This window comes from Ruegeria sp. N7 (assembly GCF_056531345.1).
This window is the reverse complement of the sequence record NZ_JBQFLR010000021.1, coordinates 26,863-41,853: the sequence shown is the minus strand read 5'-3', so window position 1 is coordinate 41,853 and position 14,991 is coordinate 26,863. Positions and strand designations below refer to the sequence as shown.

At 58.1% G+C, this 14,991-nt stretch carries 17 protein-coding genes; 3 read left to right on the top strand and 14 right to left on the bottom strand.

Annotation, left to right across the window (positions count from 1 at the left end):
* Positions 1 to 14 precede the first annotated feature (14 nt).
* The 8 genes from ACR0ES_RS18005 to ACR0ES_RS17970 form a co-directional block, all read right to left on the bottom strand.
* Positions 15 to 1,124: a sugar-transfer associated ATP-grasp domain-containing protein gene (locus ACR0ES_RS18005; RefSeq protein ID WP_480871447.1), complete on the bottom strand. Its 1,110-nt coding sequence runs from the start codon at positions 1,122 to 1,124 to the stop codon at positions 15 to 17.
* Between the two features lie 155 nt (positions 1,125 to 1,279).
* Positions 1,280 to 1,813: a transcription termination/antitermination protein NusG gene (gene nusG, locus ACR0ES_RS18000; RefSeq protein ID WP_209507773.1), complete on the bottom strand. Its 534-nt coding sequence runs from the start codon at positions 1,811 to 1,813 to the stop codon at positions 1,280 to 1,282.
* Positions 1,814 to 2,008: 195 nt separating this feature from the next.
* Entirely contained in the window at positions 2,009 to 2,206 is a 198-nt protein-coding gene (gene secE, locus ACR0ES_RS17995; protein ID WP_170427365.1) for a preprotein translocase subunit SecE, read from the bottom strand.
* 99 nt (positions 2,207 to 2,305) lie between these two features.
* On the bottom strand, positions 2,306 to 2,464 hold the full coding sequence (ccoS, locus tag ACR0ES_RS17990) for a cbb3-type cytochrome oxidase assembly protein CcoS (RefSeq protein WP_480547333.1): 159 nt from the start codon (positions 2,462 to 2,464) through the stop codon (positions 2,306 to 2,308).
* Positions 2,465 to 2,469: 5 nt separating this feature from the next.
* Positions 2,470 to 4,647 carry a heavy metal translocating P-type ATPase gene (locus tag ACR0ES_RS17985; protein WP_480871446.1) on the bottom strand — a complete coding sequence of 726 codons (2,178 nt, stop codon included), beginning with the start codon at positions 4,645 to 4,647 and terminating at the stop codon, positions 2,470 to 2,472.
* A 3-nt stretch (positions 4,648 to 4,650) separates the two neighbouring features.
* Positions 4,651 to 5,109, bottom strand: coding sequence for a FixH family protein (locus ACR0ES_RS17980; RefSeq protein WP_209507766.1), 459 nt, complete (start codon positions 5,107 to 5,109; stop codon positions 4,651 to 4,653).
* Positions 5,110 to 5,111: 2 nt separating this feature from the next.
* A complete protein-coding gene (gene ccoG, locus ACR0ES_RS17975) occupies positions 5,112 to 6,539 on the bottom strand; it encodes a cytochrome c oxidase accessory protein CcoG (RefSeq protein WP_480871445.1) in 1,428 nt (475 codons plus the stop codon).
* Between the two features lie 102 nt (positions 6,540 to 6,641).
* A complete protein-coding gene (locus tag ACR0ES_RS17970; protein WP_480547339.1) occupies positions 6,642 to 7,517 on the bottom strand; it encodes a LysR family transcriptional regulator in 876 nt (291 codons plus the stop codon).
* Positions 7,518 to 7,617: 100 nt separating this feature from the next.
* Here ACR0ES_RS17970 and ACR0ES_RS17965 point away from each other — a divergent pair, with 100 nt between their 5' ends.
* A complete protein-coding gene (locus tag ACR0ES_RS17965) occupies positions 7,618 to 7,776 on the top strand; it encodes a hypothetical protein (RefSeq protein WP_480488890.1) in 159 nt (52 codons plus the stop codon).
* A 152-nt stretch (positions 7,777 to 7,928) separates the two neighbouring features.
* On the opposite strand, the gene ccoP is transcribed toward ACR0ES_RS17965, so the two are convergent.
* From ccoP to ccoN, 4 genes are read right to left on the bottom strand one after another with little or no spacing between them, the layout of a single operon-like run.
* Positions 7,929 to 8,792 (bottom strand): cytochrome-c oxidase, cbb3-type subunit III, encoded by an 864-nt coding sequence (gene ccoP, locus ACR0ES_RS17960; protein WP_480484689.1) that lies wholly within the window; start codon positions 8,790 to 8,792, stop codon positions 7,929 to 7,931.
* The gene (locus ACR0ES_RS17955; protein WP_267363526.1) at positions 8,789 to 8,974 is read right to left on the bottom strand and encodes a cbb3-type cytochrome c oxidase subunit 3; all 186 of its coding nucleotides are present in this window, start codon (positions 8,972 to 8,974) and stop codon (positions 8,789 to 8,791) included. The genes ccoP and ACR0ES_RS17955 overlap by 4 nt, the downstream gene beginning before the upstream one ends.
* Before the next feature lie 12 nt (positions 8,975 to 8,986).
* Positions 8,987 to 9,715 carry a cytochrome-c oxidase, cbb3-type subunit II gene (gene ccoO, locus ACR0ES_RS17950; protein ID WP_480484688.1) on the bottom strand — a complete coding sequence of 243 codons (729 nt, stop codon included), beginning with the start codon at positions 9,713 to 9,715 and terminating at the stop codon, positions 8,987 to 8,989.
* A gap of 16 nt (positions 9,716 to 9,731) precedes the next feature.
* Positions 9,732 to 11,339, bottom strand: coding sequence for a cytochrome-c oxidase, cbb3-type subunit I (gene ccoN / locus ACR0ES_RS17945; protein WP_480484687.1), 1,608 nt, complete (start codon positions 11,337 to 11,339; stop codon positions 9,732 to 9,734).
* 201 nt (positions 11,340 to 11,540) lie between these two features.
* On the opposite strand from ccoN, the gene ACR0ES_RS17940 reads away from it, so the two are divergent.
* A complete protein-coding gene (locus ACR0ES_RS17940) occupies positions 11,541 to 12,380 on the top strand; it encodes a universal stress protein (RefSeq protein WP_480538845.1) in 840 nt (279 codons plus the stop codon).
* A gap of 40 nt (positions 12,381 to 12,420) precedes the next feature.
* Here the strand turns inward: ACR0ES_RS17940 and ACR0ES_RS17935 are convergent, their stop codons facing one another.
* Positions 12,421 to 12,675 (bottom strand): GlsB/YeaQ/YmgE family stress response membrane protein, encoded by a 255-nt coding sequence (locus tag ACR0ES_RS17935; RefSeq protein ID WP_209507747.1) that lies wholly within the window; start codon positions 12,673 to 12,675, stop codon positions 12,421 to 12,423.
* Positions 12,676 to 12,748: 73 nt separating this feature from the next.
* Entirely contained in the window at positions 12,749 to 13,492 is a 744-nt protein-coding gene (fnrL, locus tag ACR0ES_RS17930) for a transcriptional regulator FnrL (protein WP_267363531.1), read from the bottom strand.
* 61 nt (positions 13,493 to 13,553) lie between these two features.
* Between fnrL and hemN the strand changes: the two genes are divergently transcribed.
* Complete coding sequence (gene hemN / locus ACR0ES_RS17925; RefSeq protein WP_209598280.1) at positions 13,554 to 14,909, top strand: oxygen-independent coproporphyrinogen III oxidase; 1,356 nt, start codon at positions 13,554 to 13,556, stop codon at positions 14,907 to 14,909.
* Positions 14,910 to 14,991 lie beyond the last annotated feature (82 nt).

Sequence of the window (14,991 nt, the reverse complement as noted above, 5' to 3'; positions counted from 1 at the left end):
CATTCGCCAATATTCTAGAATTTCACATTGTGTTTGCTAAAGAACTCTTTCATTTTTTCGTCGAGAAACCCTTTACCAGTCGCAATTTGCACAAGTTCAAAAGCGCAGCCATTGTTCACTTCAACCACAACCGGGCCATTCTCTGTAAGAGCGATATCCGTTGATCCAAAGTGATTTTCTGCGTGCAACAAAGCGATTTCTTGGTTCAGCTTTTTCAGTTCAGCCCAGAATGGCAGTTTTTCACCAATAAGAGTGCGGTCGCATTCCGGCAGAGAGCTAAGTTCAACTCGGCGACCGTCTTCAACTGAGGCTATGGCCTTAACCTCGCCGGTTTCCGGGTTCAGGTTGCAAAGAAGGTTGCCGGGCCGCCAGAAGTTGTCCGCAACATTCCCCGCAAGGGGCAGCTTTAGCATTGTAAACGGAACGGAAAGCTGATTGTCGTCGATAACATTCAAACTGCGCACGGTCGCGATAGCGTCGGTAATACCGTCAAAAAAACCATGTGGTTTCAGACAGTCCTGAAAGATGTAGGGGATTTCACCAAGTGTCGAATTGGCGAAGTCCTCGTAGGATTGAGGTTCCAGCCCGTCGAGAATGACATGCGTATCAGTATGCCCCGAAATGCGCATGGCACCTGCGCTCCACATCCCGACGATAGGTTTCGCGAAAACTGAATATGACCCGTGGGTCGAAAAGAAAGACTTCAAGTCTTCGGCGTTTGTCAGTTTTGGCGTTCCCCCGAACTGGCGAGCGCTGCGATCAAAGACAGCCAGTGTTTTCGGAACGGGCAGCCTGTTGTGTTCGAGGAAACACGCAGACAACCATTTATCTTCGGTGAGGGCCTGCCATTGACTGTTGTTGCAAGCATTTACAAGCGGCCAGTGGATATGAGATGAAACGAACTCCTCACGCTCAATATCTGACCAACGCTCCCGATCATAAAGCTCGTAAAGAAAGTACTCGTAAAACCTCAGCTTTCCGCGTTTCTTGCGAAGCTTGAAAAAATCAAAGGCCAGCGAAAATGGACTTCTCCCGGTCCGTCGAGCAACTTCGACTAGAAGACTAGAAACATTGGGTGTTTCTTTGCTTTTGACGGCCAACACATCTTGCGCAAAAGCTGTCATTTTTAGTAATCCCTCAATTGTCGCCGATCTGGAAATAATCAACAAATTGTGTCGATACTTTGGCGCAGGTAAATCGTTGTGCTTTCCGCGGCACCGATGCGAAAACGCCGCGATGCTTTGACATCGCGGCGTTTCGAATTTCTCTGGCAGAACGCTTAGCTTTGCTTGGTGACCTGCGTGAAGTCCAGCTCGACCGGGGTTTCGCGGCCAAAGATCGAGACCGATACTTTCAGCTTCTGCGCCTCGTCGTCCACGCCTTCGACCATGCCGTCGAAATCCTCGAACGGTCCGTCGTTGACCTTGACCTTCTCGCCGATCTCGAAGGTGATCATCAACTTGGGCGCTTCTTCGCCTTCCTGAACGCGGTTGAGGATCTGGTTCACCTCGGCGTCGCGCATCGGCATCGGGCGGCCCTGCGGACCCAGAAAACCGGTGACGCGGTTGATCGAGTTGATCAGGTGATAGCCCTGATCCGACATTTCCATATGCACCAGCACGTAACCCGGCATAAAGCGGCGTTCGGTGGTGACCTTCTTGCCCCGGCGCACTTCGATCACCTCTTCGGTGGGCACCAGAACTTCGTCGATATCGTTCTCAAGGCCCTGTTCAGCCACCGACGTGCGGATCTGCTCTGCGATCTTCTTTTCGAAATTCGAAAGAACGCTGACCGAGTACCACCGTTTCGCCATGAACCTGTCGTCCTTGTTTGTCTTCGGGGCATCACATATTGCGGACACACCCGTCATTTAAATCCTGTCACGTCATCCGGAATAAAAAGCGGCGCGTGACCCGAATCGCCACACGCCCATTCCGAATATGCGTCACCTACTCTGACATCGCGCGAGGTGCAAGGGGCAGTCGTATTTGCCCCCGCCTGAACCGGCTTAGCCGAAAGCGCCCAGAATCAGCTGAAGGCCGCCCCGGATACCCAGATCGACCAAAGCAAAAAACACAGCTGTCAGCGCCGCCATGATGAAGACCATGACCGTGGTCAACAGCACTTCGCGCCGGGTCGGCCAGACAACCTTGGAAACTTCGGCACGGACTTGCTGAATGAACTGGATCGGGTTGGTGGTGGCCATTTGGCGTGTTCTCTCTGCTTGCGGATGGGCCGGACATAGCCGGGCATTGCGGCAATTTCAAGGGCGCTTGGATGAACTCAGCGCTTATCGGGCGATTGGTCAGGGTTTGGGTTTGTCGTCCCACTCGTCATTCAGGATGCGGCGCGCGTCGCCATCGGGGTCTTCGTACTGATTGGAACGAACGGTATAGATAAAGGCGACCAGACCAACGCCCCCCAGAAACAGGGAAATCGGGATCAGATAGGCAAGCACTTCCATCAGGGTTACCTCAGCCGCAATGCGTTCAGCGATACGGTAATCGACGAGGTCGACATCGCCAAGGCCGCGATCAGCGGTGTCGCCAGTCCGATCACGGCCAGCGGAACGGCAATCACGTTGTAAACGGTTGCGATCTGGAAGTTCTCGCGGATGCGACGGGTGGCCTTGATGGCCGTATCGCAGGCATCCGCAATGGGCAGAAGGTCATTGCCCAGAAGCACGATGTCCGAGGCAACCCGCGCCGCATCCAGCGCCGAGGCCGGAGAGATCGACACATGTGCCGCCGCCAAAGCAGCCGTATCGTTCAGGCCATCCCCCACCATCAGAACTTTGCGGCCCTGATCCCTGAGGTCCTGAATGCGCTGTGCCTTGTCCTGCGGCAAAGCCTCGGCGACCCAATCCGTTATTCCCAGCTTCTCGGCCAATGATTGCACGGCACCCATCGAATCCCCTGAGATCAGCAGCACGTGCTTGCCTGACGCGCGCAACGCTTCCACTGCCTCGTCCGCGCCCGGACGCAGCGCGTCCGAGAAACGGAATGCTAGGGGCGCGTCGTCGCCAATTGCAAGCCAGGCAGACGTTTCCGCGCCCTGCTGTGCGCCAACCCATGCGGCCCGGCCCAAACGAACGGGTTGGCCGCGGTATTCCCCTTGGGTGCCGTATCCCGGCACTTCGGTTATGTCCCGGACGTTTGCAGGTTTGATCCCGGCCTGTCGCGCGGCTTTGGCCAATGATACCGACAAGGGATGCGCAGAGGCCTCGGCCAGGGCCAGCGCAACCTCGACCTGTGCGCGGGTGTGATCGCCAAGATTGACCAGTTCCGGCGCACCCGAGGTCAGCGTGCCCGTCTTGTCGAAAACCACGGTGTCGGTCTCGGACAACCGTTCGAGCGCGGTTGCGTGCTTGATCAGCATACCCTTGCGGAACAACCGGCCCGAGGCAGCGGTGGTCACTGCTGGAACAGCCAGACCCAAGGCGCAGGGACAGGTGATGATCAGAACCGCCGCGGCAATGTTCAGAGCGGTGCGCAAATCGCCCGAATAGATGTACCACCCCACAAAGCTGAGCGCCGAAAGGATGTGGACACCGGGCGCATAAAGCTTGGCGGCCTTGTCGGCCAGCGAGGTATAGCGGGACCGCCCCGATTCAGCGATGGCCACCAGATCCGCCATCCGGTGCAGCGACGTATCCTGACCCACTGCTGTGGCGCGCAGGGTCAGCGGTCCTGTCAGGTTGACCTCGCCCGCGCTGACCAACTGGCCGGCTTCGGCAAACACCGGCAGGGTTTCCCCCGTCAACAGCGAACGGTCCAGTTCGGACTGACCAGACACGATCTGACCGTCCACCGGCATTCGGCCACCGGGGCGCACAAGGATCAGATCACCGACCTTCAGATCGGCCACCGCAACTTCGGCCTCCACCCCGTCCACGATACGGATCGCGCGCGGCACTTCCAGAGCGGTGAGCTCTTCTGCGGCGGATCGGGCTGCGGCGCGGGTGCGGTAATCAAGATACCGGCCCGCCAGCAGGAAGAAAGTCAGGGTCAGCGCGGCATCGAAATAGGCGTGCTCTCCGCTCAGTGCGGTCTCCCACAGGGAGGTGACCAGCGCCAGCAGGATCGCCAGCGTGATCGGCACATCCATGTTCAGCCGCCGCACCCGCAGGGCGCTCCAGGCGTTGGCAAAGAACGGTTGCGCCGAGAAGGCAATGGCAGGCAGCGCGATTGCAGCGGAAATCCAGTGGAACATGTCGCGCGTCGCGTCTGTTGCACCGGACCAGACCGACACCGACAACAGCATCACGTTCATGGATGCGAACCCGGCGACGGCCAGTCGCATCAGCAGGTCACGCCCCGCCTTGTCCGCCTGTGTTGCCGACAAAGCGCCGGGGTCAAGCTCGTGCGCTTCGAAACCTGCCCGTTCAAGCACCGGGATCAGATCGGCCGCGCGGGTTTCCGGCGCGGCTTTGATCATCGCCCGTTTCAGAGTCAGGTTGACCCGCGCGTCTTCGACACCGGGATGGGCGTTCAGTTCACGTTCGACCGTCGCGATACAGGCCGAGCAGTGGATGCCCGGCAGCGACAAGGCAATCTGCACATCTTCCGGAATCGGGCGCGCGGGTTCTGCTGGTGCTGCCAGACACCCCGGACAGGCCGCCGTACCGGATGAAAGCTGCGCCGTCATCGGCTACCCTTTCACGTACAGCGGAACGCGCTGCGAAAACTCGGCGCCACTGCCATCACGCGCGACCAACCGGATATTCCAGTTGCCCTTGCCCAGCGTGGCAGGTGTGGCATAGGCCGCGCCGTCAAAGGTGAAATCCGGTGCAAAATCGTCCCGCACATGGGTTGCGCGGCCAACCACCGCCTGCAATTCGCTGACCTGAACCGGTGCACCGGTCGCGTCCGTAATATGCAGGATCAGAAGGCCACCTTTGGTTTCTGCCCGAACCGTCCAGCCCAATGCCTGCTGCTCTTTCAGGCGATCGTTGAACTCCTGGCTGGCAACGTAGGAATTCTTGACCTCCAGCCCGGGAAACGTTTTCACCGCATTATAAGCCAGCACAAGGTTCACCGCGATGATCACGCCAAAGGCACCGACAAACACCGCCAGAGCGTGCTTTCCGGTGAATTTACGTTCGGCCATGATCAGTTCCCCCGTCCGTTGAACGTGGTGTCTTTGTAAGCGCGTTCGCCGCTGCTGAGGTCTTCGACCCAGATCCGCACTGGTGTCGCTTCTGCTGCCGCCGGACCGCTGTCACGGGATGCCACGATGTATACACGGGTCAATTGTGCCGTATCCGCCGTGACATTCACAGTATCGATCTTGGTTCCCTCGATTTCCAGTCGCATCGACGGATCGCCCGCCAGAGACAATTTGAACAGGCGGTCCTCGCCGTGCTTGTTGCGCAGTCTGACATCATAGGTGTTCCGAATGGTGCCGTCTGACAGGGTGACAAAGGTCGGGTTGCGCACGGGCGCTACGGTCAGATCGATGTCAGAGCGAATGAACAGGGCGAACAACAGCGCAAACCCCACCAGTGACCACAACGAGGTGTACAGGATCGTGCGGGGCCGGAAGATATGCTTCCAGATATTCTTGGGCGGCTGGCCTGCGCGTTCGCGCGGCTCGTCGCTGAGCGCCATATAGTCGATCAGCCCGCGTGGTTTGCCGATCTTGGCCATCATGTCATCACACGCGTCGATACACAGGGCACAGGTGATACATTCAAGCTGCTGACCATCCCGGATATCGATTCCGACAGGGCAGACATTCACGCAGGCCATGCAGTCGATGCAATCCCCCAACTCTGAATCGGCTGTCCGCTTGCCTTTGCCGCGCGGCTCACCACGCCATTCGCGGTATCCTACGACCAGCGTGTCTTCATCCATCATCGCGGCCTGAATGCGCGGCCAAGGACACGCGTAGATACAAATCTGTTCGCGGGCGAACCCGCCGAAAAAGAAGGTCGTACCAGTCAGAACCAGCATCGTCGTGTAAGCGATGGGATGTGCGTTACCCGTCACAAGATCGCGGAGCAGCGTCGGCGCATCCGCAAAATAAAACACCCAGGCGCCGCCGGTGGCCAGACCGATCAGGAACCAGGTTACCCATTTCGTCACCCGGAGCCGCGCCTTGCGGAAATCCAGCTTTTCCTGACGATGCAGGCGCAGACGGGCGTTCCTGTCGCCTTCGATCCAGCGCTCGACCAGAATGAAAAGGTCAGTCCAGACCGTTTGCGGGCAGGCATAACCGCACCAGACCCGCCCAAGTGCAGATGTGAACAGAAACAGACCCAGCCCCGCCATGATCAGCAGGCCCGCCACGAAATAGAACTCGTGCGGCCAGATTTCGATCCAGAAGAAATAGAAGCGCCGGTTTGCCAGATCCAGCAGCACGGCCTGATCCGGCAGGCTGGGGCCGCGATCCCATCTGATCCAGGGCGTTACATAGTAAATGCCCAGTGTCACGATAAGGATGATCCATTTCAGGTTCCGAAATGGCCCGGAAACGCGTCTCGGAAAGATCGGTTCTCGTGCGGCGTATAGGCTGGGGGTGGGGTTGGAATCGCTCACAGGCTGGCTCCGGTACTGGCTCTTCTGAGTGTGTGTTCTTCCAGATCACGCGCATAGCAACTTTGACATGGGTCAAAACGCGCATCGTACAGACACCTTTTATCACATTTCCCGAGCCTGACGCCTCAACCACGTCACAAATGTCTTTACTGCGGGTCTAAGTGCCGAATTTGGCGTCACAATATGGTAACCGCGCGTATCCGGCTCTGCATAAAGCTCAACGATGCGACCGGCCTTAATGTCAGGCTCGACGAAATGTCGCACTGTGACAGTGACCCCCTGCCCGGCCCTCAGTCCGTCCAGTACCAGGTTTCCCGGCAGCTCGGTTCGACCCGCACCGCGTTCAGGACCGGCACCGTGTTCGGCCAGCCAGGTCGTCGCCTCGGTGGTGCCGATTTCCTCAAGCCAGGGGAGCTGGGCCAGTTCGGTCGGGGTCCATGATGTCTTTTCCCCCAGCAGTTTCGGGGCGGCGACGATGACCACGGGCGACTGCAACAGCATTTCAGATTGCACACCGGTCCAACCGCCGGGGCCGTACCGAATGGCAATATCGATCCCACCCGGTCGCAGTTCGACAATTTCCGCGGTGGGATCAAGGATCAGGTTCACCTCGGGGTGGGTATCGCGAAAGGCCGGTAGGCGCGGCATCAGCCATGAGGCTGCAAAAGAGGATGTCAGCGACACGTGGACCGGGCGATCCTGACCAGACCGCGCCAAATCCCCCACTGCCGCCTCGATCGCGCCAAACCCCAGTTGCAGGGCTCGGGCCAGGTGTTCACCATCGGCGGTCAGGGTCAGGGCTTTGCCGGTTCGATCCAGCAAGGCAGCACCCAGATGTTTCTCAAGTACGCGCAACTGTTGGCTAATCGCCGCATGGCTTACGTTTAGCGCAGCCCCAGCTTCAACCACATTGCGCTTCTCAGAAAATGCCGCAAACGCCCTCAGCGCGGCCAACGGGGGAAGCGACAACCAATTCATATGTAACCCTGACTTACACCATGGAATGGTATTTGAGTCGCATTCAGCACCTCAAAGGTCAATCTTTATTGCAGAGATACCCATGCAGAGGAGACCAACCATGCTGACTGTTTTTGCCAGATCTTTCATGACCGCAACCCGGATCAATGCACCGCATATTCGCGATGCGCCAAAGCCGGGTCGCCACAAACGCCGTTGGCTGCCGGAAGGTCATTGGTGGATTAAAAACCCGCGCGAGGTGGATCCGAGCAACTTTTGACGCAGGGAACAGTAAACCTGAATCTGGACCACAGGTTTAAGTGGCCTTATTGTTGGAAAAAAGCACCGGCTGTTCAGGAAACGCGCGAACAGATGGAACAGCCGGTGCCCCAGCCTTCGGGCGGCGAACCGCCCGAAGGTGTTCTTTATATTTTACTGACCGCCGCCCAACTGGTGGACATAGGCAGATACGGCGCGAATCTGCGCCTCGGTCAGGCGGGTATCCCAGTTCGGCATGACGCCAAAGCGGCTGTAAGTTACGGTTTCCGTCAGCGTTTCTTCGCTGCCACCGTAAAGCCAGATCGCGTCAGTCAGGTTCGGCGCACCCTGGAAGATATCACCTGTGCCATCCTCGCCGTGGCAGGCCGCGCAGTTGTCTTCGAAGACAACTTTGCCTGCCTGCGCTGCCGCATCGTCGGTCTGGGCATTGCTCAGCGACATGACGTACTGGACCACCTGCGTGATTTCGTCGTGTTCGAGGATTTCGCCAAATGCCGGCATCTCGGAATAGCGCGCATCGTCGCTTTCTTCGTTCCGGACACCGTAGCTGACGGTGTAGACGATGTCGTCCAGCGTTCCGCCCCACAGCCAGGCATCATCCAGCAGGTTCGGGAAACCCGGCGCACCCTGCGCACCCGAACCATGGCATTGTGCGCACCAGGTCCGGAACACCGCACCGCCCGAGTTCACGGCATATTGCTGAAGCTCTGCATCCTTAGAGATGTCTTCCAGCGAAGTTTCCACCAGCTTGGCGTTCCAGGGCGCGTTTGCCTCTTCGAAGGCAACCATGTCCTGCTGTACGTTTTCACGGGTTGACCATCCCAGCACACCGGCTGTCGCGCCATGGACCAGGGGCCAGGCCGGAAACATGATCGTATAGATCACGCCCCAGAAGATGGTGGCGTAGAAGGTCCATAGCCACCAGCGCGGCATGGGGTTGTCGAATTCCTCGATTCCGTCCCAGCTGTGCCCGGTTGTATTAGGATCGCCCGGCTGTTTATCAGGTGTCTTGCTCATTGCCGCGCCTCCTTGGGTGTGGCGGGTTTGTCTTGGTGCCGGAAGGGGATGTTGGCGGTGTCCTTGTATTCCTTGCTGGCACCGGGGCGGAAAACCCAGATCACGATGCCAACGAAGAAGACAAACAACACAAGCAGCATCCAGCTATCCGCGAACTGTCGAAGAAGTGTGTATTCTTCCATCACACCCTCCTGTTAACGGCTTGCATCCGGGGTAAAGGTCGAGAAATCGACCAGCGTACCCAGCATTTGCAGATAGGCGATCAGCGCATCGGCTTCGGTCAGTTCAGGCTGACCATCGAAGTTGCGCACGTTAACCTTGTCACCGTACCGCTCGAGCAGACCGTCGTAGTCACTGTCAGGATCGGCCTGCGCGCTGAAATCGGCAACCGCGTTTTCCAGCATCTCGTCGGTATAGGGGGTGCCGACAACCGCATTGGTCGCCATGATGTCACCGATATACTTGCCGTCGATCTTGCGATGTTCGAGGAAGCCGTATTTCGGCATCACCGATTCAGGCACCACAGACTGCGGGTTGCGCAGGTGGTCCATCTGCCACTGATCCGAATAGCGGCCACCGACACGCGCCAGATCAGGCCCGGTACGCTTTGATCCCCACTGGAACGGGTGGTCATACATCGATTCAGCCGCCAGCGAGTAGTGGCCATAGCGCTCGACCTCGTCCCGCATCGGGCGGATCATCTGGCTGTGACAGACATAGCAGCCTTCGCGGATGTAGATCTCACGCCCTGCCATTTCGAGAGGGGTGTAAGGGCGCATGCCCTCCACCTTCTCGATGGTGTTCTCAAGATAGAACAGCGGGGTGATCTGCACTAGGCCACCGATGGTCACGACCAGAAAGCTGAAGATCAGCAGGAGGGTCGCGTTGGTCTCGAGGATCTTATGTTTGTCGAGAATTGCCATTGCTCCGGCCCTCCCTCTATTCAGCCGGGACCGCGACGGTCAGGCTGGCCTCTTTGGCCGGCGCTTTCCGCACAGTCATCCACAGGTTGTAGCACATGATCACGGCGCCAGCGACGAACATCACGCCACCCAGAGCACGCACCACATACATCGGGAACTTGGCGGCCACGGTGTCAGCGAACGAGTTCACCAGGAAGCCGTTTGCATCCACTTCACGCCACATCAGGCCTTCCATGATACCGGTGACCCACATCGACGCGGCATAAAGCACGATGCCGATCGTGGCGAGCCAGAAGTGCCAGCTGACCATTTGCAGCGAGTACAGACGCTCGCGCTTCCACAGGACAGGCACCAGGAAGTACAGCGCACCAAAAGTGATCATGCCGTTCCAGCCCAGCGCGCCAGAATGCACGTGACCAATGGTCCAGTCGGTGTAGTGGCTGAGACTGTTCACAGCACGGATCGACATCATCGGACCTTCAAAGGTGGACATGCCGTAGAAGCCGACCGAGATGACCATCATGCGGATGATCGGATCGGTGCGCAGCTTGTCCCAGGCCCCCGACAGGGTCATCAGACCGTTGATCATACCACCCCAGGACGGCATCCACAGGATCACCGAGAACACCATGCCCAGCGTCGACGCCCAGTCAGGCAGCGCGGTATAGTGCAGGTGGTGTGGACCGGCCCAGATATACAGGAAGATCAGCGCCCAGAAGTGGATGATCGACAGCTTGTAGGAAAACACCGGACGTTCGGCCTGTTTCGGGATGAAATAGTACATCATGCCCAGGAAACCCGCGGTCAGGAAGAAGCCCACAGCGTTGTGGCCATACCACCACTGGATCATGGCATCCTGCACGCCTGACCAGACGATGACCGATTTCGAACCCCAGATGCTGACCGGGATGGTCATGTTGTTGACCAGATGCAGCATGGCGACGGTGACGATAAAGGCCAGATAGAACCAGTTGGCCACATAGATGTGGGGTTCTTTCCGCTTGATGATCGTACCCAGGTAGACAGCCAGATAGGCGACCCAAACAATGGTCAGCCACAGATCGACATACCATTCTGGTTCGGCATATTCCTTGGACTGCGTTCCGCCCAGCACATAACCGGTTGCGGCCAGCACGATGAACAGCTGATAGCCCCAGAACACGAACCACGCGAGGTTTCCGCCCCAAAGCCGCGCCGCGCTGGTACGCTGAACCACGTAGAACGAGGTTGCGATCAATGCGTTACCGCCAAAGGCAAAAATGACTGCCGAGGTGTGCAACGGACGCAAACGACCAAAGTTCAGATAACCCTGCGCCCATTCGAAGTTCAGTACCGGAAACGCCAGCTGAAACGCGATAAAGGTCCCGGCGAGGAACCCGATCACGCCCCAGAAGGCAGTTGCGATCACGCCATAGCGGATCACGCCATCCATGTATTCGCCCGAGCGGTCGATCTGATTACCTGGCTCGTCAGTGTTTCGAAGCGTCCAGATGAACAGGCCACCGGCGATGAGCATCACCAGCAGCGCATGTACCTGATACGCCAAATCGCGTGCATAATTGGTTCCGATCGCTGCAAACAGCGCGATCAGACCAAGCACGATCAGCTTGATGTAATTCGACATATTGCGTCCCTTTGCCATGCCCCGCGCGCTTTTGATTCTTATGACGCGCGAAACCCATTTGACTGGCTGCCGTTCTGAAGCACGGCCACCTTCATTGCTTTGATCTGTATCAAGACAGTCCAGCGTTTTCTATGACACGCATGGTAGTAGAAAAGGGCTAACAGGTCACATGAGACCAATTGCCCGAAACATGAGGTCAAAATGGCGTACAAATCTCTTCTCACAGTCATGACCGAAACGCAGACCGCACAGGCTGCTTTGGCGCAGATTGTGGCCCTGGCTGAGGCTCAGGATGCCCATGCCGAAGTCCTGTGTCTGGGCGTCGATCGCAGTCAGACAGGTTACTATTATGCGGGTGCCAATGCTTTGATCGTTCAGGAAACGCTGAACCGGGCCAATGCCGAGGCAAAGGATTTGCTGGCCTTTGCCAATGACTATCTCGGCAAATCCGGTGTGCGTTGGTCCGCCGAACACGGCGTTGCACAAATTGCCGATATCGGGCGCCACGTCGCGCACCGGGCCCGGTTTTCCGACCTTGTGATCCTGCCGCATCCGTATGGTGATGGTCGGGGGGCCGAGGCCGAACCCATTATCGAAGCGGCCATGTTCGAAGGACATTGCCCGGTTCTTGTAGTTCCCGACAGCGGCGCGCCATTGAAAGCGCCGGGCAACATCATGATCGCCTGGAACGAAAGCGTCGAGGCCATGTGCGCCATCCGGCGGGCCCTGCCCTTCCTCAAACAGGCCGAGATCGTCCGTATTGTGGTCATCGACCCGCCACAGCATGGGCCGGACCGGTCAGACCCGGGTGGGATGCTGTCCCAGATGCTGGCCCGTCATGGTGTCAAATGCGAGATCGACGTGCTCAGCAAGACCATGACCCGAGTCTCGGATATCCTTAATCGCCACGCGACGGATACCGAATCGGACATGATCGTGATGGGCGCTTATGGCCATTCCCGCTTTCGCGAAGCCATTCTGGGAGGGGCGACCCGGAACATGCTGGAACAATCCTCGGTTCCGGTGTTCCTGGCGCACTGATCCAATCAAGTTAAAAAGCCGCCTCGACAGGCGGCTTTTTTCACCCCCGGCGGATGAGGCCGATCAGGAACAACAGGATCACGGCCCCAATTGTCGCGAAAAGGATCGACGACAGCAGGCCCCCTCCAACGGAAAAACCAAGCGCCGGAAAGATCATGCCTGACAGGAACGCACCTACGATGCCGACGATGATGTTGCCGATCAGGCCGAACCCACGGCCTTCCATGATCTTTCCCGAAAGCCATCCGGCGATTGCGCCAATGAACAGCATTGCCAACAGACTGCTGAACCCCATGCCACACTCCTATGTTAGTACGTGCACCGACCGGATAGTCGCGGTAAGCGAATTCTGCCGAACGAAAGACTGGTCAGACCAGAAACCCGCCATCGGAATCGTCGCCTGCTTCTTCCATGAGCCGCCCAAGATCGGGGATGGTCACGTGACGTTTGCCTTCCAGTAAGATCAAACCGTCCTTTTTCAGAGCTGAAATCTGGCGGCTGACCGTCTCAAGCGTAAGTCCCAGATAATCCGCCATGGCTTCTCGGGTCAGGGGCAGATCGAACACGATCGGTCCCGACAGGCCCTTTTGACCAATCGACGCATCCCGCCGGGCAATGATCGAAATCAGGCTGGCAATCTTTTCGCGCGCTGTCTTGCGACCCAGAACCAGCATCCATTCGCGGGCGGCGTCAAGCTCGTCCAATGTCATCTGCAGCAGGCGATGCGCGATGTGAGGCGTTTCGTCCATCAGCTCTTCGAATGGTTTCTTGCGGAAACAGCACATCACGACATCCGTTGTCGCCTGCACATCGTAAGGCGCAACGTCGCGCCCCGGGCGACCGACGAAATCGCTGGGCAGAAGCAGACCGACCATCTGGGTGCGCCCGTCTTCCATGGTTTGCGTCAGCGATGCGATTCCCGATACGACCGAGCCGACGAAGTTCATCTGGTCGCCCGACCAGATGATGGTCTGACCCGCTTCGAAACTGCGGTAATATTTAATGCCGTCAAGCGCTTCCAGCTCGTCCGCGTCACAGCGGGCGCAGACCGCGCGATGTCGTATCGGGCAGTCTTCGCAATTTGAGTGATCGAACTGTGCTTTTATTGTCATCTGCGTTTCCACTTGATCTCCGTCAAAGCACCTAAGTCGCCTGCCCCCTAAGGGTATCGTCATGATAGTGAAACCACAATTGGCAAAGCTTGGACTTTTTGACGCGAAAGTACCGCGTTACACAAGCTATCCCACAGCGCCCCATTTCAACAATGACGTGGGGGCGGACATGTTTGGCGACTGGATTTCGGGAATCAAACCCGGCAGCGCCATATCCCTTTATATCCACGTCCCGTTCTGCCGCAGGCTGTGCTGGTTTTGCGCCTGCAGAACGCAAGGCACACAAACCGACAATCCGGTGATTGCCTATGTGGATGTTCTGAAAGCCGAGCTGGACCTGCTGGCGGCGCGTCTGCCCGCGGGTGTGGTCCTGTCGCGCCTGCACTGGGGCGGCGGTACGCCAACGTTGCTGAATGCCCAGCTGATGCGCGATCTGGCTCAGCACATTCTGGGGATCGTCCCCATGGGGCCGGATGCCGAATTCTCGGTTGAAATCGATCCGAACGAGATTGACGAGGCACGTCTGGATGCGCTGGCAGAGGCAGGCATGAACCGCGCCTCGATCGGGGTGCAGGATTTCGACGATGAAATCCAGAAAACCATTGGCCGCATTCAAAGCTACGATACCACGCGCGATGCAATCGACATGATCCGCGCACGTGGCATTGCCAGCCTGAATGCGGACATCCTTTACGGGCTGCCACACCAGACAAAGGCCCGGATGACGGAAAGCGTGCAGAAGCTTCTGTCGCTCAGCCCGGACCGCGTGGCGCTTTATGGGTATGCCCATGTGCCGTGGATGGCCAAACGGCAGCAGCTGATCCCGTCGGACGCACTGCCAACGCCCGAACAACGGCTGGAACTGTTCGACACCGCCCGCCGCCTGTTCCTGTGGGACAACTACGCCGAGATCGGCATCGACCATTTTGCCACGCAGGATGACGGGCTGACCCATGCCCTGCGCGCGGGTCGTCTGAAGCGGAACTTCCAGGGTTATACCGACGACCTGGCCGATGTTCTGATCGGTGTCGGGGCCAGCTCGATCTCGCGCTTTCCACAAGGCTATGCGCAGAATGCCCCGGCTACGTCTGCTCATACCAAGGCCATTCGCAACGGGCAGTTTTCGACATCCCGCGGGCACCTGTTCAAAGGTCAGGATATTCTGCGCGCCCGTCTGATCGAAGCGCTGATGTGCGATTTCCGGATCGATTCGGCTGAAATCCTGCGCGATCACGATATCTCGGTCGCAGCGCTGAACGACATGTATCGCGCTGCCAACGCCTCATTCGACGGGCTGCTGCAAATCAGCGACGAGGGGCTGTTTATCCCCCCCGAGGCGCGCGCGCTGACCCGGATGGTTGCCCGCAGCTTTGACGCATACGACCTCAGCAAAGCCGGGCACAGCTCGGCGATCTGACCTCTCTTTTTGCGGGCAACATTCAGCCCGGAAAGCACAAAACACATCGGGGGCTTGACGCACGCCTGCGGTTTTTCCCACA